The 23,450-nt window shown below is 47.4% G+C and carries 19 protein-coding genes; 7 read left to right on the forward strand and 12 right to left on the reverse strand.

All coding sequences use genetic code 11. From position 1 onward, the window contains the following. Positions 1-1,998, reverse strand: a complete 1,998-nt coding sequence (gene uvrB, locus ASG89_RS19590) for an excinuclease ABC subunit UvrB (protein ID WP_057312731.1) — start codon at positions 1,996-1,998, stop codon at positions 1-3. A 270-nt stretch (positions 1,999-2,268) separates the two neighbouring features. Between uvrB and ASG89_RS19595 the strand changes: the two genes are divergently transcribed. Both ASG89_RS19595 and ASG89_RS19600 read left to right on the forward strand, forming a co-directional pair. Further along, the gene (locus ASG89_RS19595) at positions 2,269-3,060 is read left to right on the forward strand and encodes a flagellar motor protein (RefSeq protein ID WP_057312733.1); all 792 of its coding nucleotides are present in this window, start codon (positions 2,269-2,271) and stop codon (positions 3,058-3,060) included. Then, complete coding sequence (locus tag ASG89_RS19600; protein WP_057312735.1) at positions 3,044-3,865, forward strand: flagellar motor protein MotB; 822 nt, start codon at positions 3,044-3,046, stop codon at positions 3,863-3,865. Before ASG89_RS19595 ends, ASG89_RS19600 begins: the two co-directional genes overlap by 17 nt. 132 nt (positions 3,866-3,997) lie before the next feature. Here ASG89_RS19600 and ASG89_RS19605 read toward each other — a convergent pair whose 3' ends face one another. The 5 genes from ASG89_RS19605 to ftsE all read right to left on the reverse strand — a co-directional run bounded on the left by ASG89_RS19605 (position 3,998) and on the right by ftsE (position 9,962). After that, positions 3,998-5,281, reverse strand: a complete 1,284-nt coding sequence (locus tag ASG89_RS19605; protein ID WP_057312737.1) for a PDZ domain-containing protein — start codon at positions 5,279-5,281, stop codon at positions 3,998-4,000. A gap of 119 nt (positions 5,282-5,400) precedes the next feature. Then, the gene (locus tag ASG89_RS19610) at positions 5,401-6,864 is read right to left on the reverse strand and encodes a S41 family peptidase (RefSeq protein ID WP_057312739.1); all 1,464 of its coding nucleotides are present in this window, start codon (positions 6,862-6,864) and stop codon (positions 5,401-5,403) included. A gap of 108 nt (positions 6,865-6,972) precedes the next feature. Beyond that, complete coding sequence (locus ASG89_RS19615; RefSeq protein ID WP_057312741.1) at positions 6,973-8,166, reverse strand: murein hydrolase activator EnvC family protein; 1,194 nt, start codon at positions 8,164-8,166, stop codon at positions 6,973-6,975. 202 nt (positions 8,167-8,368) lie between these two features. After that, entirely contained in the window at positions 8,369-9,286 is a 918-nt protein-coding gene (gene ftsX, locus ASG89_RS19620; protein WP_057312742.1) for a permease-like cell division protein FtsX, read from the reverse strand. Further along, positions 9,276-9,962, reverse strand: a complete 687-nt coding sequence (gene ftsE / locus ASG89_RS19625) for a cell division ATP-binding protein FtsE (RefSeq protein WP_056611468.1) — start codon at positions 9,960-9,962, stop codon at positions 9,276-9,278. The genes ftsX and ftsE overlap by 11 nt, the downstream gene beginning before the upstream one ends. 217 nt (positions 9,963-10,179) lie before the next feature. Here ftsE and ASG89_RS19630 point away from each other — a divergent pair, with 217 nt between their 5' ends. From ASG89_RS19630 to ASG89_RS19650, 5 genes are all read left to right on the forward strand, one after another. Beyond that, positions 10,180-11,613 (forward strand): VanW family protein, encoded by a 1,434-nt coding sequence (locus tag ASG89_RS19630; protein ID WP_057312745.1) that lies wholly within the window; start codon positions 10,180-10,182, stop codon positions 11,611-11,613. Between the two features lie 113 nt (positions 11,614-11,726). Continuing rightward, positions 11,727-12,512, forward strand: a complete 786-nt coding sequence (locus ASG89_RS19635) for a DUF1700 domain-containing protein (protein ID WP_057312747.1) — start codon at positions 11,727-11,729, stop codon at positions 12,510-12,512. A 3-nt stretch (positions 12,513-12,515) separates the two neighbouring features. Next, positions 12,516-13,406 (forward strand): DUF4097 family beta strand repeat-containing protein, encoded by an 891-nt coding sequence (locus ASG89_RS19640; protein ID WP_057312749.1) that lies wholly within the window; start codon positions 12,516-12,518, stop codon positions 13,404-13,406. A gap of 89 nt (positions 13,407-13,495) precedes the next feature. Further along, positions 13,496-14,266: a DUF975 family protein gene (locus ASG89_RS19645; RefSeq protein WP_268795635.1), complete on the forward strand. Its 771-nt coding sequence runs from the start codon at positions 13,496-13,498 to the stop codon at positions 14,264-14,266. A 232-nt stretch (positions 14,267-14,498) separates the two neighbouring features. After that, positions 14,499-16,244, forward strand: coding sequence for a methyl-accepting chemotaxis protein (locus tag ASG89_RS19650; RefSeq protein WP_057312753.1), 1,746 nt, complete (start codon positions 14,499-14,501; stop codon positions 16,242-16,244). A gap of 134 nt (positions 16,245-16,378) precedes the next feature. On the opposite strand, the gene argH is transcribed toward ASG89_RS19650, so the two are convergent. The 6 genes from argH to argJ all read right to left on the reverse strand — a co-directional run bounded on the left by argH (position 16,379) and on the right by argJ (position 23,428). Further along, a complete protein-coding gene (gene argH, locus ASG89_RS19655) occupies positions 16,379-17,794 on the reverse strand; it encodes an argininosuccinate lyase (protein ID WP_057312755.1) in 1,416 nt (471 codons plus the stop codon). Between the two features lie 108 nt (positions 17,795-17,902). Beyond that, positions 17,903-19,141: an argininosuccinate synthase gene (locus ASG89_RS19660; RefSeq protein ID WP_057312757.1), complete on the reverse strand. Its 1,239-nt coding sequence runs from the start codon at positions 19,139-19,141 to the stop codon at positions 17,903-17,905. 39 nt (positions 19,142-19,180) lie between these two features. Beyond that, entirely contained in the window at positions 19,181-20,140 is a 960-nt protein-coding gene (argF, locus tag ASG89_RS19665; RefSeq protein ID WP_057312759.1) for an ornithine carbamoyltransferase, read from the reverse strand. 30 nt (positions 20,141-20,170) lie between these two features. After that, positions 20,171-21,367 carry an acetylornithine transaminase gene (locus ASG89_RS19670; protein WP_057312761.1) on the reverse strand — a complete coding sequence of 399 codons (1,197 nt, stop codon included), beginning with the start codon at positions 21,365-21,367 and terminating at the stop codon, positions 20,171-20,173. A 30-nt stretch (positions 21,368-21,397) separates the two neighbouring features. Continuing rightward, positions 21,398-22,168: an acetylglutamate kinase gene (gene argB, locus ASG89_RS19675; RefSeq protein ID WP_057312827.1), complete on the reverse strand. Its 771-nt coding sequence runs from the start codon at positions 22,166-22,168 to the stop codon at positions 21,398-21,400. Positions 22,169-22,201: 33 nt separating this feature from the next. Continuing rightward, positions 22,202-23,428 (reverse strand): bifunctional glutamate N-acetyltransferase/amino-acid acetyltransferase ArgJ, encoded by a 1,227-nt coding sequence (gene argJ, locus ASG89_RS19680; protein WP_057312763.1) that lies wholly within the window; start codon positions 23,426-23,428, stop codon positions 22,202-22,204. Between the last annotated feature and the right edge of the window lie 22 nt (positions 23,429-23,450).

Below are 23,450 nucleotides of genomic sequence, written 5' to 3' on the forward strand. Positions count from 1 at the left end.
TTAGGTGTCAGCTTTCATTTCCATAATCGCGTCACGCAGCTGTGCTGCACGTTCGAACTGTAGGTTCTTCGCCGCCTCTTTCATCTCAACTTCAAGGCGTTCAATGAGGGATGCTCGATCTTTCTTCGACATCTTAGCACCCTTCACATCAGCAAGATAGTCGGATTTCTGTTCGGCAACCTTAGTTGCTTCGATGACATCGCGGATTTTCTTGGCAATCGTCTGTGGTGTGATGCCCAGTTTCTCATTGTTAGCTTCCTGCAGGGCACGTCGTCGATTAGTCTCCGAGATCGCTTTCTCCATGGAATCGGTGATCTTATCCCCGTACATGATGACTCGGCCATCCGAGTTCCGCGCTGCCCGACCGATCGTTTGAATCAACGAACGCTCAGAACGCAGGAAGCCTTCCTTATCCGCATCCAGAATAGCGACCAGTGAAACCTCTGGCAAATCGAGACCCTCTCTGAGGAGGTTGATCCCGATTAGCACATGGAAAGTCCCCAAGCGCAAGTCTCGCAATATCTGCATACGTTCAAACGTTTTAATATCCGAATGCAAATAACGCACCTTAATGCCAATTTCTTTAAAGTAATCCGTTAAATCCTCCGACATCTTCTTCGTCAAGGTGGTCACAAGTACACGCTCATCTTTACGAACACGGTCTTGAATCTCGGCGATAAGATCATCGATTTGACCTTTGGTTGGTCGAACCTCAATAATCGGATCCAACAACCCTGTTGGACGAATAATTTGTTGAATCATGGTAGGGCAATGCTCCAGCTCATAAGGTCCTGGCGTTGCTGATATATATAAAATCTGACTAACTTTCTCTTCGAATTCCTCGAAACGCAGCGGACGATTATCCAAAGCGGAAGGCAGCCTGAAGCCGTGATCAACTAATACATCTTTCCGTGCTTTATCCCCATTAAACATCGCGCGGATTTGCGGCAACGTAACATGAGACTCATCCACCATGAATAGCATGTCGTCTGGGAAATAATCCATCAACGTATACGGTGTTGCCCCTCGCTCACGGAATGTCAGTGGTCCCGAGTAATTCTCGATACCTGAGCAGAAGCCCATCTCCTCCATCATTTCCATATCGTAGCGCGTACGCTGCTCCAATCGCTGTGCTTCCAGAAGCTTCCCTTGCTCTCTCAACTCCGCTAAACGATCCTCCAACTCTTGGCCAATGTTCACGAGCGCACGCTTCATCGATTCCTCGTGTGTCACGAAGTGGGAAGCTGGGAAAATGGCTATATGATCGCGCCCCCCAATGATCTCGCCTGTGAGGACATTAATCTCCGTAATCCGCTCAATTTCATCCCCAAATAACTCCACTCGCACCGCATGTTCACTTTGCGAGGCTGGGAAAATCTCCACAACATCTCCACGCACACGGAACGTGCCGCGAACGAAGTTCAGATCATTGCGTTGATATTGAATATCCACGAGTCGATGCAAGATTTCAGTCCGCGATTTCTCCATCCCTACCCGTAACGATAACAGTAAATTACCGTACTCCTTTGGTGACCCCAAGCCGTAAATACACGACACGCTGGCAACAACAATGACATCCCGGCGTTCGAACAAGGAACTTGTCGCCGAGTGGCGCAGTTTATCAATTTCTTCATTGATGCTGGAATCTTTCTCGATGTAAGTGTCGGAGGAGGCAATGTAGGCTTCTGGTTGGAAGTAATCATAGTAACTAACGAAGTAGGAAACAGCATTATGAGGAAAAAACTCTTTGAATTCACTGCACAGTTGTGCGGCTAAGGTTTTATTGTGGGCAATAATCAAGGTTGGTCGGTTTAGTTTCGCTATTACTTGTGCAGCTGTGAACGTTTTACCAGTTCCCGTTGCACCGAGCAGCGTCTGATGCTTGTTGCCGGCTTGTATGCTTTGGACGATTTCCTCAATCGCTTGAGGCTGGTCTCCCTGTGGAAGAAAATCGGATACAAGCTCAAATTTCTTAGAGCTCATGACAAGTTCACTCATCCATTATCACCCTCATTGTCGAAATAAATCGAACTTTTATCCTATAAACTTTCCCATTCGACATTCCGATATAGAAGTCTATGGAACTTTTACGTACATACATGAAGGATTGCAATAACTATCCAACATAAGAATGTTTGTTCTCGTTTTTACATTATACTATTTTTGAATCATGGATGCAAACAGCTTTATCTGTTTTAGCCTTATGCAAGGCGGTTTTCCTGCGTTTTGGCCCCTATTCTTTTTATGATAATTAGGAGTGGTACAGTCATGGATTTGACAACAGTATTAGGATTGCTATTAGGACTTGCAGGTTTAATTGGTGGGTACATGTGGGATGGCGGTCATATCAATTCATTGATCATCCCCAGCGCAATGCTCATCGTTTTCGGTGGAACCTTCGGTGCAGTCGCCGTTAGTTTCCCAGGCTCTATTTTAGCCAAAATCCCTAGAGCACTGAGCATTGCCTTCACGCAAGTCAAAAGAGATCCTGCAACAACCATTAATGAACTTGTCGATATGGCCTCTGTCGCTCGTAGAGAAGGCGTTCTTGCCCTAGAGCAGCGCGCTCAGGAGCACGAAAACCCGTTCCTGAAGGACGGATTGCTCATGGTCGTAGACGGAACCGATCCCGAGTTGACCAGACAAATTCTTGAGCTTGAAATGGACGCCATCGAAAATCAGGTTAATAATATGTCGAAGGTTTTCGAAGCTGGAGGCGGATATGCACCAACCATGGGAATTATCGGTACGGTTATGGGACTTATTCACGTTCTCGGTAATCTAGAAGATCCTTCTTCCCTTGGCCCTGCTATTGCCGTTGCATTCACAGCTACTCTCTATGGTGTTATGAGCGCCAACTTGGTTTATTTACCCATCGCTAACAAAATCAAAGTCCGTGGTAAAGAAATGGTTAATGAAATGGAACTCATGCTAGAAGGCATCCTGGCCTTGCAAGCTGGTGAAAACCCACAATTGATTAAGAAAAAACTGAACTCCTTCCTCCATGATAAGTCGAAAAAAACCGTAGAGGAGGATGATGTGAATGGCGAGGCGCCGTAAGAAGCAAGAAGAGCATGTTAACCATGAAAGATGGCTCATTACTTACGCCGACTTGATTACGCTGCTGCTCGTATTTTTCATTATTATGTATGCGATGAGTAAAGTGGATGTTCAAAAGTATGCCGTTTTGGCGCAAGCCTTAAACCTGCAATTCCAAAAAGCTGACTCCATCTTGGACAAGAACCATGGTATCAGCGGCACGCTGACCCCGAAGCAGGGTGATGCAGACAGCAAGGATAAGGATTTAACGAATCAGAATCAGGATGATAAGAAAGAAGAGCATGACAAGACGAAGACTGAAGACAGCGAGAAAGAAAAGCGCGAGAAAGAGCTCCAGGATCTTCTGAAACAAGTACAAGCCTATATTAAGGATCAAAATTTAGAGGCGCAAGTGTCCGCAAGTGATACGGAGCGCGGAGTAGCGATTACGCTCAATGACTTGTTCCTGTTCGATTTAGGAAAAGCTGATCTGAAGGCACCTTCCTTCCCCATTCTGCAAAAGCTGGCTTCGCTCTTCCCAACCTTGGAGAGTAAAGTTAGTATCGAAGGACATACGGACGATTTGCCCCTTGCACCAGGCTCTCCCTATAGGGATAACTGGGGACTATCTTTTGCTCGCTCTCTTTCTGTGCTTCGCTATTTCAGCGATACGGCTAATCTGGATGATCACAAATTCATCGCCACCGCCTATGCGGATACGATGCCCAAAGTGGCCAACTCGTCTGACGCGAATCGCAGTAAGAATCGCCGCGTGGAAATCATTGTCCTGCGGAACGATATTGCACCAACGACGCCAGTCCAATAATTTGTTTGGACGTATTGAAGCCCTATTTCCACTCTTGTGGAGGTAGGGCTTTGTTGTTGTTGTTTGCCGCCTACTCATGCAAAAAAGAGCCATCCTCGCCCGTAGATTTCACTACGCTGAGGACAACTCTTCTCACAATGACTTCGTCGAGTCATTCGGCAATAAACCCGTTAATTTGCTTCGCAAATAACTAAACAAGTGCATCGGACGCTGCTCCAAGAAGTACAGCACATCCTGATCTGGCGCCAGTAGAATGCCCAGTTGATGATGATCACCGGCAAAGATCCCCCGCTTCAGAAAGCGAACCTCCCCTTGGTCATTCAGAACTTCCAGGCGGCAGAAAGCGGAATTGAGTCCCATAGCCGCATGAAGATCCGTCTTCGTCTTGATCTTGTGCCCATTCACCTTGTGGATGATCTCCCCGATGCCAATACCTAGCTCTTGAGCTGGGCTATTGGGAACAACTGAGAGCACCATAAGCCCTCGCTCCGAGTGGATGTAGAAGGGCGTCTGCTTCGCTTCTACCCATTGGTTGTAGAGCAGCAACCCTTCGTGAAGGGCAATGCTAAGGATCGCGGCAAGGAGCACCAGTGGCGTCCAGTAGTAAGCAGCAACGGCAGCGCCTAACAGAACAAGCCCGTACAAGTAGAGCAGCTTAGCGCTAAAGCGTGCCTGTTTCTTCGGCAGCTTCGAAATCGTCAACTCCGTGAAGCCGATCATCGCGGGGAATGCGAGCATCGTCCAGCCTGCGCTCAAGTTAGAGGCGAACAACGTTTGCCACGGCAAGCCCAGTTCACTGCCTCCAGCCATCGGCACTAGGAGAAACAGAGGAACTGGCCAAAAGCCCTGCAGCTGCTGTGCCCCAATCATTTGCCCGCGCTTGCCTTCCAAGAACAGCGGTGTCGCCATTCGCGCACCTTGGAAACTAACGAGTACCCCTTCCAAGAGATGAAGCACACCTACAATGACTAGCAGCGATGGGATATCTGCGCTTGCGATAGTGTCGAGAATCGTATACGACTCGCTTAGTTGCTCCGCATTTGGAAACCAAGAGAAGATCACTTGAGCAATTCCTAGAATCCCTACTGCATAAGCCAAACATAGGAATCGTATGCGGAATATCATCAGAACAACGGTAATGATCCAGAGCATAATCACGACATTCAGTTGTATGTTGACTCCGACGAAAAGGAGCACAATGGAGGCACCCAACCCGCCTAACCAGCCCCACAGCACCACGCGCCACGTTTCGTTCAACAAGGAATGAAGCCGCGTGTGAAACAGCTTGCGTTCTAATTGGATTTGCTTTCTGTAATGCAACACAATAAAAATGATACCTATATAGTAGAAAGGATTCGTAAACAACTGCCCCACAGCAAGCAGCATTCTGTCCAATAATTGAAACCACACATCCATACGAATCTAGGCTCCTTGAAAAAGAAATAGGAAGGCCGCCTAAGCAACCTTCCTACTCTATTTCGACTGTTAAAGCGTATTTCCTGCCGCGCTACACAATTTCCATTAACTAACGGTCATTATTTCCCAAGCTGCTTCTGAATTTGAAAGACAGCTGCTTTCAATTGCGAGTCATTCTTCGGATCACGAATCTGCGCTAGAATCGCTTTTTCGATTTTGGCAGCTGTGTCCGCATCAACCTCGCCAGTCACCGGCAAATCATTCGTCCGTTGGAACGCTTTGACAGCCAAAGCTGTCTTTTCGCTGAAATATCCATCCGTACGCTCCGGATTGAAACCAATACCAGCAAGCATCAACTGCAAATTTTTCACATCATCGCTGTTGTTGTCTAGTTTCAACACATCTTTCTTCGTCAGAGGAGCTGCTTTGAAATAGGCTGGTTGCTCAATCGGGATATCCGGCGTAATGCCTTTTTTGTGAATCCAGTTCCCATTTGGCGTTAACCATTTGTAGACAGTCATCTTAATGTTGCTGCCATCGCCCATTTCCTTCTCAAACGTCACTTGAACCGTTCCTTTGCCATAGGACGTTTCACCAACAATCTTACTACCTACCGCTTCTTGGAATGCACCTGCAAGGATCTCCGATGCGCTGGCACTTCCTTTATTAATCAACACCGTAACTGGATAATTCTTACCTTTACCTGTAGAAGGTGTTGGCTCACGTTTACCGTCCCGATTCTCCACTTGGAGAATGGAAGCCCCACTCTTCACGAATGGATTCACGATATCAACAACAACATTCAGTAGACCGCCTGGATCATTACGAACATCGATGACGAGTCCCTTCATCCCTTTGGCTTCTAAGTTTTTCAACTCTTCAGCAAAACGAACGGCCGTGTTCGAGGAGAACTGACGAATCTCGATTTTACCAATCTGATCTTGCATCATTTCGCCATAGACCGTTTCAACGTCAATATTGTCTCGAACCACGATAACTTGAACCGGATCTCCTGTTCCTTGGCGGAGTAAATCCAGCTTAGCTTGCGTGCCCTTCGGTCCGCGGATTTTCATGACGGCTTGATTCAAGGTAAGCCCGTCCAACTTGTCACCATTCACAGACAGGACGACATCTTTGGATTGAATGCCTGCTCTCTCGGCAGGTGAACCTTTAATCGGTGATACAATGACGAATTTACCATCCTCTAGCGATACCTCAGCGCCGATGCCTTGGAACGAAGACGTAATACTCTCATCGAATTGCTTCGCTTCCTTCTGATCCATATAAACGGAAAAAGGATCTTCCAATGATTCCAACATCCCGTTAATCGCACCGTTAACCAGTTGATCATGATCAGGCTGTTTCAAATATTTGCTTTCGATTAGCTGAAATGTTGTTGCGATCTTGCTTAAATCCTTGCTCGAAAGACCAGACGAAGCTGAAACAGAGGTAGCTGAACCTCCGGTTGATTGCTCCTTCTGCCCCCAAGTAAAGGAGGGATCAACAATCGTTAATGTGACAATACTGCTTGCAAACATAGCTAACAGAACAAATACAATGACCGTACGACCTTTGAATTGCAAAACGCGTTACACCACCTTTGTACTCAAACCATATTTGAGTTGGACTGTTACTAGTATATGACAAGCCCTTCCTCTTTTATGAGAAAACTTCTAACGAGTTCTTATTTCCTATCGAAGGTACGGTTTTGGATCTCTTGGTACTTCATTCAATCTTACTTCAAAATGCAAATGATTGCCTGTTGATTGTCCTGTAGAGCCCACGCCAGCAATTTTCTGACCGCGCTTCACAACGTCGCCTACTTTCACATAAATCCCATCGTTCATAATATGGCCATATAACGTCCACAGACCATTCCCATGATCGATAATGACGCAATTCCCATAGCCATTCATCCATGAAGCATAAATAATAGAACCATTCTCGGCAGCGAGGATTGGCGTACCTTTCGCTGTACCTAAATCAATCCCTTTATGGTTCTCTGCACGCCCTGTAACGGGATTAATCCGCGCAATGAAGTCAGATGTTAGTGGCGCTTGGGAAGCCAAAGGATACCCTAGCTTACCACCCGAATAAGTGAACGGTGATTTCGCTTTCTGTGCTGCCCGCTTCTTCGCTTGCAAATCTGCCTCTTGCTTCGCCAGTTGTGTGATCATTCTGTCGCTTTCTTCCGAAATTTCCTCGAGCTCTCGCTCCTGCTTGGAAAGGGAAGCAATCTTCACTTCTTTCGCTTTTTCCTTCGCTTGCAGATCATCACGCAGTGCATCCGCTTCCGCGTAAAGCCCTTTCACGTTCTCAAGCTGCTTCTCGGTATCTGCCTTCTTCTGCATAACGGTTTCTTTGTCTTTCATATTCGACTCTAGTATTTCTTTATCTTGATTGACGATAGATTTCAATGCTTCGACTCGATTCAGGAAATCCGAGAAGCTCGTTGCGCTCAGCACTACGTCCATATAAGAAACGAAACCGTTCATATACATCAAGCGAACGCGTGATTTCAGCATATTATCGCGGCTCTCAACACGAGCCTCTGCTTCATCCAATTGCTTAGCGCTCTCTTCCAGGGCGTCCGACACTTGATCAATTTGTTCATTGAGCTGTGTTAGCTTTTTGCTCGCCTCGTTCACCTGGTTGACAAGGGCATTCATATCCTTCGTAGTTTGGTCCTTCTCATTCTGAACTTTCGTGATTTGATTTTGAGCGCTATTGGCCTTCTGTTGCGCTTCCGCCTTCTGCTTCTTAAGCTGCGTCAACTGCTGGTCGATCTTGTCCGTTGCCGAAGCGGCATAACTAGCTGCATGAGGTATAGTAAGCGATATCGCCATACCTAATGTCAAAACGACAGGTAGAATCTTCTTCTTCAAGCACGTAGCCTCCCCATTTTCAAGCGATTGATGCCCCATGTATGGTTTGAATCTCTTACGTTCTGTCTCTAGAAATCTATGAATCTTTGAAAATAAAAAAATAGCGTAGAAGCACAAAAATAAAGCCTTTATAACCGGCTTTCAGAACGAATGGGCTTCAAGGAGTCTCCTCGTTACCAAAGTCCGGTTATAAAGGTTTCCGCTACACGCGGAGGAACTTTCTTACGGAGATGAGGGAACCCCATACCCCAATCACAATGCCTAAGCCAATAAGAAGCACAGTCAACGTTGGTGCAATATCTTCAAATGGTGTTAATTGAATCATCAATAAATTCAAATTCAAGGAGCTCAAGTTGAGCAATTTCCAATAACCAGCAAGAATAATGGCGGTAGGGATTGCAGAACCAATGAAGCCGAGCAGCGCACCTTCAATGAAAAACGGCCAACGAATAAAAGAGTTCGTTGCACCCACGAGCTTCATAATTGAAATCTCACGTTTTCTTGCCAAAATCGTTACTTTGATCGTATTCGCAATCAGAAATACTGCTGTAAAGGAAAGCAACACAACGATACCAATGCCAATCCAACGTGCAATCTTCGTCACTTTAAATAACGCTTCTACGGTTCCTTTACCGTAGTTTACTTTGTATATAGGCTTAGGATCCTTGCCAACGTTAAGCGCTGAGATCTGGTCGGCCACAACCGCCACATTCCGCGGATCATCCACTTCGATCGTAAATGCGTCATTCAGCGGATTGTTATCCCCCTCAAAGCCATCTAGGAGCGCTTTCCCGCTATCCCCTAACTTTTCGCGCAAGTAGACAAGTCCTTCTTCTTTCGAAACAAATTTAATCGTCTTCACTTCAGGAATCGCCTTGATTTGTGTTTCGAGCGCTGTAATTTGATCCTGAGCGGTGTTTACCTCCAGGTACACATTGATCTCAACTTGTTGCTCAATTTGCGTAGCAACATCATTCACATTTAAGGTAATGAGTACGAAAATACCAAGAATAAATAGGGAAATCGCGATGGAGCTAATCGACGCGAACGTCATCCAACCATTTCGCACGACATTTTTCGTACCTTCTCGCAGATGTCGAGAAGCTGTACTAATCTTCATAGCCATATTCCCCCCGGATTTGATCGCGAGCAATAAGGCCATTCTCAATCGCAATCACGCGCTTACGCATCGTATTTACGATTTCTTTGTTGTGTGTAGCCATGACAATAGTAGTACCGCGGAAATTAATTTCCTCCATCAACTTCATAATGCCCCATGATGTTTCAGGGTCCAAATTTCCTGTCGGTTCATCCGCGATAATGACGGAAGGGCTGTTTATTATTGCCCGGGCAATAGCAACACGCTGCTGTTCGCCCCCAGATAACTGCGATGGGAGAGAGTTTGCCTTGTCCTTCAACTTCACGAGCTCAAGAACTTCCATGGTGCGTTTCTTGATTTGCTTCTTAGGAGCCTCAATCACTTCCATGGCGAAAGCTATATTTTCAAAAATCGATAATTTCGGAAGTAAGCGATAGTCTTGGAAAATCACGCCGATATTTCGACGAACATAAGGAATTTTGCGTTGTTTTAGTTTCTCTAAGTTAAATCCATTAACGAAAATTTGACCTTTCGTTGGTCTTTCTTCTCTATACATCAACTTCATGAAAGTAGATTTACCTGCGCCTGAAGGTCCAACCACATAGACGAACTCATTGCGGTCCACTTTTACATTAATACCTCTTAATGCATGGGTCCCGTTGGCGTATGTTTTCCATACGTCCTGCATTTCGATCACAATATCACATCCTAATTATATAGATAGCCTATATCAATTCGACACAAAAGGTGAAAATCCTTCTAAAAACACTTTGAAATTCATGGGGAATACCGTCATTATACCATGCATTGTACATATTTTAGCCGATTCAGGAATCTGTACTAAATTGGCATCGAGATTGATACATATAGAGAGACAGGCCGTATCACATTCGTATGTAAAGGAGTGTCTCTTCATGACACGCTCATTCAGAAACCCCATCCTCTATTTCTCGGTCGCTCTTGGTTTGTTCGTCACGTGCGGCACCGCACTCTACATATATGGATCTCAATCTACCTTCTCCGGGAATGTCACGATTGCTGGCTGGCGTGTGGGCGGAATGTCCTATGCGTCATTTCAGTTAGAATCCGAACAGCGCTTGAAACGACTAGCCGCGTTCCCTGTCCTTTTGCATACATCCTATCCTGAAATTACAGCCAAAGAATTGTCCCTTGGACAACTAGGTATTCGTTATGACAAGAGCCTCCTTACACAATCTCTCAAGCAATTAACTAGTGGATCTCCCTTCGAACGCGCAAAAGCCCGTTGGACCTTGCGAGATGCAAATATCCCTTTGAATGTCTCAGTGGATTCCGCTGCGCTTACGGCCACCGTCAAGGAAACTTGGAAAGAGCTATATACGAAACAGCCTGTTGCCGCCAAGCGTATCCTCCAATCACAAGATCAGGTTGCTTACGAACCCGAGCGAAATGTGCTGCGCATTGATACCGAGCACTTGCAAGAAGAGCTGCAAAGCATCGCTCCTAGCTTAGGTACTCTAACGCATACCGCACCACTAGGGCTCTCATTACCCGTGTACGAGATGAGCCCCTCTGTCACAATGGCATCCTTGAAGCAGCAAGGTATCGATGGCAAAATTTCCGAATTCACGACCTCGTTCCCCCAATCAGGCGAAGGACGCGTTCATAATATACGTGCAACTGCTACATCCATTCAGGATTACTTGATGGCACCTGGCGACACCTTTGATTACAGTAAAATTATTACACAGACAGAAGCCAAATTTGGTTACAAGGAGGCTCCTGTTATTCTCAATGGGGTTCTCGTTCCTGGTATCGGCGGTGGCATATGTCAAGTATCTACAACGCTCTATAATGCCGTCTTGCGCAGCGGTCTTGAAATCGTAGAACGACGTAATCACTCTCTCCCGGTTAGTTACGTCCCTCTTGGGCAAGATGCCACATTCGCAAGCGGCTATATTAATTTCAAATTTCGTAACAATACCCCTAGCTACGTCTGGATTCGTACCATAACGACTGATTCAGCGGTTACCGTGAAACTTTTTGGGCATCAAACGCCTGCTATTACCTATGACATTGCGTCTAAGATCGTAGAAACGATTCAACCTCCGATTAAATATGTGAACAATCCGAGCTTGCGTCCAGGGTTAGAACGCCCTATCAGCACAGGAAAGGTCGGTTACAAGGTTGAGACCTATCGAACCAAACGAGAAAACGGCACAATCGTCAGTACAGAGTTAATCTCGAAAGATCAGTATTCACCAGTACCTACAGTGGTCGCGGCCAATCGTAAAGATCTCCAAACAGAAGACTCTGCACCAAAGCAACCCATGGTGGAAGATGGCGTGAGTACGCTCGCTGTCCAATGATACACAATAATTGTGATGAAATCATGAAGGTCATGTGACTGTAGTTACTACGTCATTATGACTTTTTTCTTTTATGATAAGACTATAGAAAGAGTATTGAAGGAGGCATAACGATGAGCAAAGTAGATTATTTCAAAGAGTTGAACTATCGCCTTCGCGGACTTCCCGAGAAGGAGCGCCAAAATATATTAAAAGTGTACGAAGAATTATTTCAAAAAGCCGTTGAAAACGGCAAGCACGAAGATGAGGTTTCACAGTCTCTCGGCTATCCGCGGGTACCGAACTGGGATGCACAGAAAGAGACACCACCTGCTCAAGAGGAAGTTACTAAGCGCTCAATCGATGCATTCGATGCTGATGTGACACAAGTTGAGGAGATTCCTTATTCGAATGAGGAGTTTGAAGAGGAAGTTAGTCCGAATGCCAAACAACCCGATCCGGCCATCGGACCGAAAATTCCCGTACAAGCCCCAGATGCCTGGGTGCCGCCTGCTTATACACAGCCACCTCAACCGAATTACCCACCTATGTACAATACACCCTACCCACCTTCCTATCCAACGGCAAGACCGGAAAATGGGATTAAGGCGATCATCATTTCGATTATGCTTGGCTTCTTTAATCTCGTATTTGTTGTAGGGCCATGGGTTGGAGTTTGCTCTGCGCTGATCGCCCTGTTCGCTTCCGGTTTCGCTCTTCTGATCGCCCCTGTTATTGGAGTACTTACTAGCTTAGCGGGAACGTCGGGTAGTGACTTCCAGTTCATTTCTTTTACGCTTCTTGCTTGCTTTGGCTTAGGCATCATCATCACGACGCTTAGCACTTGGCTGCTCAAGCAGTTTTTCAAGCTCAGCTGGAAGTACATCCAATTCAACGCCAAATTGATAAAGGGGGCTTAAGCCATGCAACTTAAAGTGAAATTTTTCTTAGTGACCGGCTTTATTTGCCTGGCAATAGGCCTGATTGGAGCGGCCGTGTCTTTCCAGTCCTTGGACTTCGAAACAGGTGCCTCGAACATAGATATCGAGAAGAAAATTGCCGCAGCGAATATTGACACATTAATTATTGAAAATGATATAACAGGCGTAACCTTCGTCCCTAGCAACTCCGATGAAATTAGTGTTCATCTCGTTGGGGCAGCGCGATCGGAATCCGCACAGAACTGCACCATCGAAGCCACAACTGAAGGCACAAATACATGGCGTGTAGGGGTGTGCACGAATACAAAGACACACATTAACTTCGGCTTCGATCTTACTGAATTCAAAAGCTTGTTCAGCGGACAACGCCTTCGTCTACGGACAGAGGTCAGTCTGCCCGACAAGCTGTACAAAGCCATTACCGTTAGCACAGACACCGGCAGCATCAACTTCAAGGAAGTGAAAGCGGAGAAGCTAACTGCTAGTACCGATACCGGGACTATTACGGTTGATCGCTACGAAGGAAAATCAGTGAATCTGCAAACCGACACAGGCAGTATTCATCTTAATGACGGGCAGGGCAATGTAAAACTGAAAACCGATACGGGTTCGATTACAGCGAAGCTCCGTGAGCTTGGTGATACGGTTACGGCTGAATCCGATACGGGATCAGTTCGCATACAGCTGGATCCTGCACCTGCAGATGCAACCTTTGAACTAAGCACAGATACGGGCAGTGCCAGGTTGGATGTGCCAGGTGTGAACGTTCAACAGCCGAACAGACATAATGTAGCCAAAGGTTCTATCGGCAATGGCAGCAAAAAAGTTACAGTACGGACGGATACAGGCTATGTTGAGGTTAAGGGTAGATAATACTCCTGTTTTTATCAGGTACACATCGTTTTTCCAGCAAGAGCCGATTCTAAGGAGTCGGCTTTTTTTCTCGTTCATAAGGAAATAGTTTGAATGATTATTATTTTGTCGAAAAAGAAGGAGTTAAGTCATACATCCCCGAATATACAAAATTATTCAGTTATCCCCTGTATTTATCCAAAAGAAAAGGATACTGTATAAGAAAAAAGAGAAGAGGGGCAACATTGAAAAAAAGTAGAGAAATTCGAGAAGAAGCAAGAAAAGCATTGAAGGGGAATTGGTTTGCAGCCGTTGGGTTGTATCTGATTACCATTCTAATCACAATTCCTTTTGGGGTTGGCAGTAGTTTAACTGAAAACGGTGAGCATTACGTATTATCTATCTTGTTTAGTTTGGGATCCATCCTTCTTTCCGTTATTATATCCACAATTGTATCAACGTACTTTCTTCATGTAGCTAGACAACAGAAACTTGGGTACGCCGACTCGTTCTCATTTGCATTTAAAAATTTCTGGCCATTTTTCAAGTTGACTTTACTAATGGGGCTTAAAATATTGGCTTGGACACTGCTATTTATCATTCCGGGTATCATTGCTTCTTTACGCTACTCGCAAGCCATATACATTAAGCTAGACCAACCAGAATTATCTTCATCGAGAGCCATACGGCTTAGTTCGGAGATGATGAAAGGGTACAAGTGGAAATATTTTTGTTTAGCACTTAGTTTTATAGGCTGGGCACTATTAGTTCCATTTACTTTATTTATCGGAGCATTATGGCTTGGTACTTATTATAATACAGCGCGAGCGGTATTCTACGATATCTTGAATGCGGACAGATTAACTAAAATAACATCATAAAGACAACAAACGCAACAGATAAAGCTCCTCTCGAGCATCCAATGGATGACGGGAAGAGCTTTTTTACGATTTTCTATTGTATAAATCATGTGATATGACTTTGTAATGTCGAAATTTATGAGAAACATGGTTTTCGTTTCCTCGAATTGTAAATATTTTGTCGAAAAAGAGGGATTACAATGATTAGCAAGAATATATACAAAATAATACAGAAAGTAGGTAAATTAACCATATGTTAAAAAGTTTTCAGATGAACATTCAGATGAAGATTGTGACAACATCTCTGCTTTTACTACTTATCCCCATTCTCATCCTCGGCAGTATCTCCTACTATGTTTCTTCCAATGTCACGAATTCCTTGATCGAAAAAGACTTACGGAATGCCGTGCAAATGTCTATCCAACTGATTAAATCCTTCGATGATTCTGTTAAGTCGGGGAATATAACCAAGGAAGAAGCGCAGGAAAAAGTGAAAATATGGATGCTAGGTCCTAAAAGCGATGGGAAAAGACCGATCAATCCCAAGATTGATTTAGGTGAAAATGGATATTTCTTCGTCCTTGATAACAAGGGAACCGAACTTGCACACCCCTCGTTGGAGGGCCAAAACATTTGGGATAAGAAATCGAATGATGGTCAACTTTTCATCCAAGACATGATTCAAAAAGCAGAAAATAACGGTGGATTTACGACCTATATGTGGCCACTGCCCGGCGGTTCCACGAAAGAAGCTATGAAAATTACCTATGCGGAGAAGGACCCACTGTGGGGATGGGTTGTGGCAGCCGGCTCCTATATGCAAGATTATAACGCTGGACAAACGGACATGTTGAATACGATCATAATTACTTTTGTCATTTGTTTGTCAGTCGGTCTGCTGGTCCTCATCCTCTTCGCTAGACATATCTCTAAGCCTCTCGTCCGAGTAGAACGTCAAGCCAGTCAGATTGCGACAGGCAATTTATCGATAGCAGATTTGAATGTGATTAATCGTGATGAAATCGGCAAGCTGGCCCGATCTTTCAATCAGATGAAAGCCTATATCAAGCAACTCGTGTCGCAAGCAAGCTTAAGCTCCGGCGCCTTAAATGAGGAATCTAAGCAAGTCTCACATTCGCTGGATCAAATGGCACAAGCAGCGAATCACATTTCTTCTGTGATGCATGGTGTAGCAGCTAGTACTAACACTCATGCACTTCATGTCGTGGAAAGCTCCTCCGCTATGAAAGAATTGTCCGATAGCATACTGCAGGTCGCATCCAGCTCTTCTATTGCCTTCGATTTATCCGAAAACACGGCATTTGAAGCGGAAAAGGGAAATGCCTATATTCAGCAAGCCAATGCACAAATGCAGGTCGTTAGCTCAACCATGGACAACCTGTCTACTATCATCGACTTACTGCGTGATCGCTCCCAGCAGATTGGTGAAATCGTGTCGATCATCTCCGACATCTCGTCACAAACGAACCTCTTGGCTTTGAATGCATCGATTGAAGCAGCACGTGCCGGAGAACATGGCAAAGGGTTCGCCGTGGTCGCTGGAGAGGTTAAGAAGCTTGCGGAGCGCTCCAAACAGTCCTCGGAGCAAGTCACAGAGCTGATCGAGGGTATCCAAGGTGACATCCTCGGAGCCGTAGATACCATGCACAAAGGTGACCAAGAAATCTCATCCAGCGTAGGGACGCTGCAGGAAACGGGGTTCGCTTTTGAACGCATTCACAGCGCTGTTAAGCAGGTGCTGGGGCAGGTACAGCAAGCAGCCTCAGAAGCTGATCGCATGTCAGCTACCTCTCAACAGATCATGTCATCCTTATCCGAAATGGAGAATTCTGCCGCCCAATCCGCAGGTACCGCACAAACCATATCCGCTTTGACCGAAACACAGCTATCCAGCATCGACGGCATCTCATCCTCTGTGAAAAACTTAAATGACATGTCAGCCCAATTGCAGGATGTTATTCAACAATTTAAGGTATAGGGCGGTTTCCTGCCAAAGTAAAATGAAAAAGCTCTTCTCCTTCATCCACATAGTAATATTCCTTTTAAATAGACAAGGATATTACCATAATGATGACGGGAAGAGCTTTTTTACGTGTCTAATTGAAAATAAACTTATTTGCTTTTCTCTAAGAAATCATGCAACCATGCCTGCGATTCCGCCAGCACCTGCTCTGCGCGACCAATGGCCTCGCTCACTTGATTGCTCGCCGTACCGCCGAACACATTACGTGCGTTCACGACTTGCTCAGGTTGAAGAACGGCATAAATATCGGACTCGAACATCTCGGAGAAAGTTTTGAACTCCTCGATGCTCATATCGAGCAAGTATTTCTTGTTCTGGATGCAATACAGAACTGTTTTGCCAATCACTTCGTGCGCTTGACGGAAAGGAAGCCCCTTGTTCACTAGGTAATCCGCAATGTCCGTTGCGTTCGAGAAATCTTGATTCACAGCTTGGCGCATGCGCTCTGTGTTCACTTTCATCGTGGACACCATCGGAGCAAACAGTTGCAATGCGCCTTGCAGGGTACGAACCGTATCAAACATGCCTTCTTTGTCTTCCTGCATGTCCTTGTTGTACGCCAGCGGCAGCGACTTGAGTACGGTCATCAGACCGAACAAGTTGCCATAGACGCGGCCTGTTTTACCACGGACAAGCTCCGCTACGTCCGGGTTCTTCTTCTGCGGCATGATCGAGCTGCCGGTGCAGAACGCATCATCGAGTTCGATGAACGCGAACTCGGTCGAAGACCAGAGCACCATTTCCTCGCTGAAGCGAGAAAGGTGCATCATGATCATGGACGCGTTGGAGAGGAACTCCAGGATGAAATCGCGGTCACTGACCGCATCCAGGGAGTTCTCGTACACGCGTCCGAACCCGAGCTGCTCCGCTACGAAATGGCGGTCGATCGGGAAGGTCGTGCCCGCGAGCGCGCCAGCGCCGAGCGGCAGCATGTCTACGCGCTTGTAGCTGTCCTGCAAGCGCTCAAGGTCACGCTGGAACATGCTGACGTAAGCCATCAGATGGTGCGCGAACAAGATCGGCTGCGCACGCTGCAGATGCGTATACCCAGGGATAATCGTATCAAGATTAGCCTTCGCTTTCTCAAGTAGAGCTTCCTGCAGCTTGATCAGCAAGCCCACGAACTCAACCACGCGCTTGCGCAGGTAGAGATGCATGTCTGTTGCCACCTGATCGTTGCGGCTGCGGCCCGTGTGCAGCTTGCCGCCGACAGGACCGATCAGGTCGATCAAGGTTTTCTCGATATTCATATGAATATCTTCATTCTGAATCGTGTATTCTAGCTCGCCGCGGCGAATCATAGCCTGCACTTGCAGCAAGCCGTCTTTGATTTTCTCTACATCTTCAGCAGGGAGAATCCCGCATTTGCCCAGCATCGTCACATGCGCCAGACTGCCTTCGATATCTTCCTCAGCCAGCTCTTTGTCGAATGTAATGGAAGCCGTATATTCCTCAACCAATTGGTCGGTTTGTTTCGTGAAACGTCCACCCCAAAGCTTAGACACCGTGTATGACTCCTCTCAACTTTCCAAATTTCTTACGGCAAGGCACACATCCGCGCCGCTCTGAATAGCCCAAAGGCTTTCCTCGAGGGAAAGCCAGTAGTTAAGCTCTTATTTCTTCGCGTTTTGTTCCACGCCGGAACCAACTTTCAAGCGCAGTGCATTCAAGCGGATAAAGCCTGTTGCATCGCCTTGATCGTAAGCTTTCGTAGGATCCGCTTCCATCGTAGCGATATCCGGATTATATAGGGAAACTGGGCTTTTCACGCCAGCGCCGATTACGTTACCTTTGTATAGTTTCAAGCGAACTGTACCGGATACGTTCTTTTGGCTCTCGGACACAAGCGCTTGAATCGCCAAACGCTCAGGTGCGAACCAGAAGCCGTTATAGACAAGAGATGCATATTTCGAAATTAAGGAATCACGAAGGTGCATAACGTCGCGGTCCATCGTCAAGGATTCCATTTTGCGGTGAGCGGTGAAAAGAATCGTACCCCCCGGTGTCTCGTACACGCCGCGGCTCTTCATACCGACGAAACGGTTCTCAACCATGTCCACACGGCCAATACCGTGTTTGCCGCCAAGTTCGTTCAACGTTTCCATCACTTCAAGCGGGGAAAGCTGAGTGCCATTAATCGCTACGCAATCACCAGCTGCGAACTCAAGCTCGATGTACTCTGCTTGGTCTGGCGCATCCTCTGGGTCTACGCTGAGCACGAACATGTCTTTGTTGGACGTTGCAGACGGATCAAACCATGGATCTTCCAACATGCCGCTCTCGAAGGAGATGTGCAGCAAGTTGCGGTCTGTCGAATAAGGCTTCGCAGCGGATGCCGTTACTGGAATGTTATGCTTCTCTGCGTAAGCTATCATTTCTGCGCGACCCGGGAACTGCTCGCGGAACTCTTCCAAACGCCAAGGCGCGATCACGGAAATCTCAGGCGCAAGCGCCGCTGCCGTTAGCTCGAATCGCACTTGGTCGTTACCTTTACCGGTTGCGCCGTGAGCAATCGCTGTTGCGCCTTCAGCGCGAGCGATTTCAACCATGCGCTTCGCGATCAAAGGACGCGCGATGCTCGTGCCAAGCAGGTATTGCCCTTCATATAGAGCAGCCGCTTGGAACATCGGGTTGATGAAATCTTTCGCGAACTCAGCGCGAAGATCGTCGATGTAGATTTTGGATGCGCCGGTTGCCAATGCTTTTTCTTCCAAACCGTCAAGCTCATCCTTTTGCCCAATATCCGCTGTGAATGCAATGATTTCTGCGTCGTACGTTTCTTTTAACCATTTGAGGATAACTGATGTATCCAACCCGCCTGAATAGGCGAGTACGATTTTTTCCTTAGCCATGTCTACGCTTCGCTCCGTTTCTACACTCTCATTTATAATCTATATCATTGTCGCGGCCATAATGGCCTTTTGCGCATGAAGACGATTCTCTGCTTGGTCAAAAATAATGGAATGCGCGCCGTCGATAACACCCTCGCTCACTTCTTCCCCGCGATGTGCAGGCAAGCAGTGCATGAACAAGTAATCCTGCTTCGCATATTTCACGAGAGCTTCGTTAACTTGGAAGTTTTTGAACGCGATTTCCCGCTCCTGCTGCTCCGCTTCTTGACCCATGCTCGCCCATACATCCGTGTAGATGATGTCTGCATTCTCAATCGCTTCGCGCGGATCGTTCGTCACGAGCAAGCTTCCGCCGGATTGTGCCGCATTTTCCTTGGATTGACGGATCACTTCTTTATCGGACTCATAGCCCTCTGGGGAAGCCACCGCGAAATCCATCCCTAGCTTACTAGCGCCCATCATCAAGGAGTGCACCATGTTGTTGCCATCGCCGATATAGGCGACTTTGATGCCTTTCAAGCGGCCTTTTTTCTCCAAAACGGTCTGATAATCCGCCATAACTTGGCAAGGGTGCGCATGGTCAGTTAATCCGTTAATAACGGGCACTGTCGCCCCGCGCGCCAAATCGATCACCTTGCGGTGCTCGTACGTACGAATCATGATTCCGTCCAAATAACGGGACAAGGTTTGAGCGGTATCCCATACCGTCTCTCCGCGGCCCAGCTGCAAATCATTTTTGCTCAAGAAAAGCGCTTGACCGCCAAGTTGGTACATCCCTACTTCGAAGGAAACACGCGTACGCGTGGAGGATTTCTCAAAAATCATGCCCAGCGTTTTACCAGCTAGTACCGCATGAGGCTCTCCCACCTTCTGCTTGCGTTTCAACTCAATCGCGTATTGAATCAGATACTCCAATTCTTCCGCTGTATAATCAATCAAAGCAAGAAAATCCTTGCCCTTCAACTGGGCAGCCAGTTCCTCTTGGACCGTGCTATTCATGTCATCCAACCTCTCTACAATTAACTTCGGTTAGACACCGCTGATCGTGGATGCCTTCTGGGAGAGGACACCGCACACCACATCTAACGCTTGATCTAAATCTTCTTGCGGTATTGTTAACGCTGGCACCAAACGAATCACGTTAGGTCCTGCTGGGATAACCAACACACCTTGCTTATGAATTTCGCTAATGATTTCGGCACTCGGCTGTGTACATTCAATTCCAATAAGAAGGCCGATACCACGAATGCTTTTCACTAACGGATTGCCCGCCAGCTTGCTCTCTAGCTTCTTCACTGTATACGCGCCTAACTCTGCTGCACGCTCTGGCAATTGATTATCGAGAATGGTACTTAATGTAGCATGAGCCGCTGCCGTTGCAATTGGTGTACCACCGAACGTGGAACCGTGACTGCCTGCGCTGAACGCATCTGCCAAGTACCCTTTAGCCAGCATCGCCCCGATTGGGAAGCCACCGCCAAGACCTTTAGCTAATGAGAAAATGTCCGGCTCTACGCCATAATGCTCATAGGCAAAAAGCTTACCCGTACGCCCTACGCCCGTCTGGATTTCATCTGCGATCAGGAGTAGATTGTGCTCTTTGCATAGTGCAGCCAATTGTTTCACAAACTCTGGATCCGCCGGCAATACGCCGCCTTCCCCTTGCACGAACTCGAGCATAACCGCACAAGTACGGTCGTTCACGAGTCTGCGAACAGACTCAATGTCGTTAAAATCGGCATAGACGAAACCTTCTGGAAGTGGAAGGAAGCCTTCCTTTACTTTGTCCTGGCCTGTCGCTGTTAATGTAGCAATCGTACGCCCATGGAAGGACATGTTGAACGTGATAATCTCGTAGCGACCGTTGTTCAGCACTTTTTGCGAGTAGCGACGTGCGATTTTGATCGCAGCCTCGTTCGCTTCCGCTCCTGTGGAACAGAAAAACACAGCATCCGCACAGCTATTGTCCGTCAATAAGCCAGCCAATTTTTCCTGATTCGGAATATGAAATAGATTACCCACATGCCATAGCTGATCCAGCTGTTCGATCAATTTCTCTTTTACCCCTTGAGGCGCATGCCCGAGAGCCGCAACTGCGATCCCGCTCATCACATCGATGTATTCCTTGCCCGTGTCATCCCACAGTCGGCTGCCTTCACCTTTCACTAGCGTAATTGGATATCTGGCGTAGGTTGGAAATAACGAGCTTTTCCCTTGTTCTGTCATGTACATTCCCTCCTTATAGGGTTAATTAAATTACCGTACAATGCGCGTGCCGATGCCTTCGCCTTTCAGCACTTTACTTAACACGTTCGGTTCGGAACCGTTCACGATAACCACTTCCTGCACTTGCCCTTGTATACAAGCAATCGCTGCACGAACCTTCGGGATCATGCCGCCATAGATGTCGCCACTTGTAATCATTTCTTCAATTTGCGCTACGCTGACGACAGGGAGCACTTGCTTCTCGCCATCCACAACTTTCATGATGCCAGGAACATCGGTCACAACAACCATCTGCTCCACGCCAAGATGAGAAGCCACAGCACCAGCCGCTGTATCAGCGTTAATGTTGTAGCGTTGTCCGCCATCTGCGCCTAGTCCTACCGGTGCGATTACCGGAATGTAACCCATTCCGACGATGCCTTGAATCAGCTCCGCATTCACCTTCGTCACATCGCCTACAAGACCAACTTCATGGCTGTTCGCTACCGGCTTCGCTTCGATTAAATGTCCATCCACACCGGACAATCCAAGCGCCTTCGCGCCTGTTAATTGAATACGGCGTACGATTTCTTTGTTAATCTGACCGGATAGCACCATTTCAACTACATCGAGCACCGCTTCAGAAGTTACCCGCAGCCCGTTTACGAAGCCAGACTCAATGCCTAGCTTTCCTAACGTATCCGAAATCGCAGGACCGCCGCCGTGAACGATGACTGTTACGATACCCTCAGCTTGAAGCCGCTGCATGTCTTCAAAAAAACTTGTTGGCAACGCTGCAAGCGTGCTGCCTCCGCATTTCATCACAAAGCAATTGTTCCCCACTGCTCTTCCCCCTTACGTCCGATATGCCGCATTAATGCGGACATAATCATAGGTCAAATCGCAGCCCCAACCCGTTGCTTTGCCTTCGCCCATATGTAAATTCACATGAATTTGAATCGTATCTGTTTTCAAATAAACCAACGCCGCCTCCTCGTCAAACTTCACCGGACGCGACTGCTCCAGCACTGCGATATCGCCGAGGCGAATATCGACTGTGTTCACGTTCACTGGCTGCCCGGAGTAACCGACGGCCGCAATGATCCGGCCCCAGTTCGCGTCAGCGCCGTATACGGCGGACTTCACGAGGCTCGATCCGATGATCGACTTCACGATCTTACGCGCTGCATCGTCGCTCTCCGCGCCGATAACCGTCGTCTCGATCAGCTTCGTCGCGCCCTCGCCGTCACGTGCAATCGCTTTGGCGAGATATTCGCCAACGTATTGGAACCCTGCCGCGAAAGCTTCCCAATCCGGGTGCCCCGGATGCAGGGAGTCGCCGCCGGCCAAACCGCTTGCCATCACCACGACCATGTCGTTGGTGCTAGTGTCTCCGTCAACGGTAATCATGTTGAACGTGTTATCTGTAATCCTGCTTAGCAACAGCTGCAGGTATTCGCTCTCAATCGCCACGTCGGTTGTCATGAAACCGAGCATTGTCGCCATGTTCGGGTGAATCATCCCCGAACCCTTAGCCGCTCCGGCAATGTGAACCTCTTTGCCGCCAACGACAAGACGGACGCACGTCATCTTCTGCACGAGATCCGTCGTCAGGATCGACTGGCAGAAGTCTTCGCCGCCGTCCAGCTTGATCTTCGCAGGCAATTGCTCGATGCCGCTCAGCACTTTGCCCATCGGCAGAAGCTCGCCGATGACGCCCGTGCTCGTTACGCCAACGTGGTGCTCTGCCACGCCAAGTGCCTTCGCACTTGCCGCGCGCATCGCGCGAGCGTCGTCTTCGCCTTGCTGGCCGGTACACGCGTTCGCGTTGCCGCTGTTCACGATCATCGCCTGCAGCTTGCCGCTGTGAGCGATGCTTTCTTGCGTCACGCGCAGCGGTGCCGCTTGGAACGCGTTCAGCGTGTAAACGCCAGCCGCTGAAGCCGGTACATCACAGAGGATTGCGCCAAGATCATAGCGCTCCGTCTTCTTGAGTCCGCAGTGCAATCCGCCTGCGCGAAAGCCCTTCGGTGTTGTTACAGTGCCCTCTGGCACGACAGTGAAGCTAACTTGGTCCGACATGGTCGTCTACTCACCTATCCTC

The organism is Paenibacillus sp. Soil766 (genome assembly GCF_001428105.1).
GTDB lineage: Bacteria > Bacillota > Bacilli > Paenibacillales > NBRC-103111 > Paenibacillus_E.

Bases quoted from the DNA above. Each gene is read 5' to 3' on its own strand.
- ASG89_RS19630 (WP_057312745.1), top strand. From the start codon at position 10,180: ATGACACGCTCATTCAGAAACCCCATCCTCTATTTCTCGGTCGCTCTT.
- argJ (WP_057312763.1), bottom strand. From the start codon at position 23,428: ATGTCGGACCAAGTTAGCTTCACTGTCGTGCCAGAGGGCACTGTAACA.
- argB (WP_057312827.1), bottom strand. From the start codon at position 22,168: ATGAAATGCGGAGGCAGCACGCTTGCAGCGTTGCCAACAAGTTTTTTT.
- ASG89_RS19595 (WP_057312733.1), top strand. From the start codon at position 2,269: ATGGATTTGACAACAGTATTAGGATTGCTATTAGGACTTGCAGGTTTA.
- ftsX (WP_057312742.1), bottom strand. From the start codon at position 9,286: ATGAAGATTAGTACAGCTTCTCGACATCTGCGAGAAGGTACGAAAAAT.
- ASG89_RS19600 (WP_057312735.1), top strand. From the start codon at position 3,044: ATGGCGAGGCGCCGTAAGAAGCAAGAAGAGCATGTTAACCATGAAAGA.
- ASG89_RS19605 (WP_057312737.1), bottom strand. From the start codon at position 5,281: ATGGATGTGTGGTTTCAATTATTGGACAGAATGCTGCTTGCTGTGGGG.
- ASG89_RS19635 (WP_057312747.1), top strand. From the start codon at position 11,727: ATGAGCAAAGTAGATTATTTCAAAGAGTTGAACTATCGCCTTCGCGGA.
- ASG89_RS19650 (WP_057312753.1), top strand. From the start codon at position 14,499: ATGTTAAAAAGTTTTCAGATGAACATTCAGATGAAGATTGTGACAACA.
- ASG89_RS19660 (WP_057312757.1), bottom strand. From the start codon at position 19,141: ATGGCTAAGGAAAAAATCGTACTCGCCTATTCAGGCGGGTTGGATACA.
- ASG89_RS19640 (WP_057312749.1), top strand. From the start codon at position 12,516: ATGCAACTTAAAGTGAAATTTTTCTTAGTGACCGGCTTTATTTGCCTG.
- uvrB (WP_057312731.1), bottom strand. From the start codon at position 1,998: ATGAGTGAACTTGTCATGAGCTCTAAGAAATTTGAGCTTGTATCCGAT.
- ASG89_RS19670 (WP_057312761.1), bottom strand. From the start codon at position 21,367: ATGACAGAACAAGGGAAAAGCTCGTTATTTCCAACCTACGCCAGATAT.
- argF (WP_057312759.1), bottom strand. From the start codon at position 20,140: ATGAATAGCACGGTCCAAGAGGAACTGGCTGCCCAGTTGAAGGGCAAG.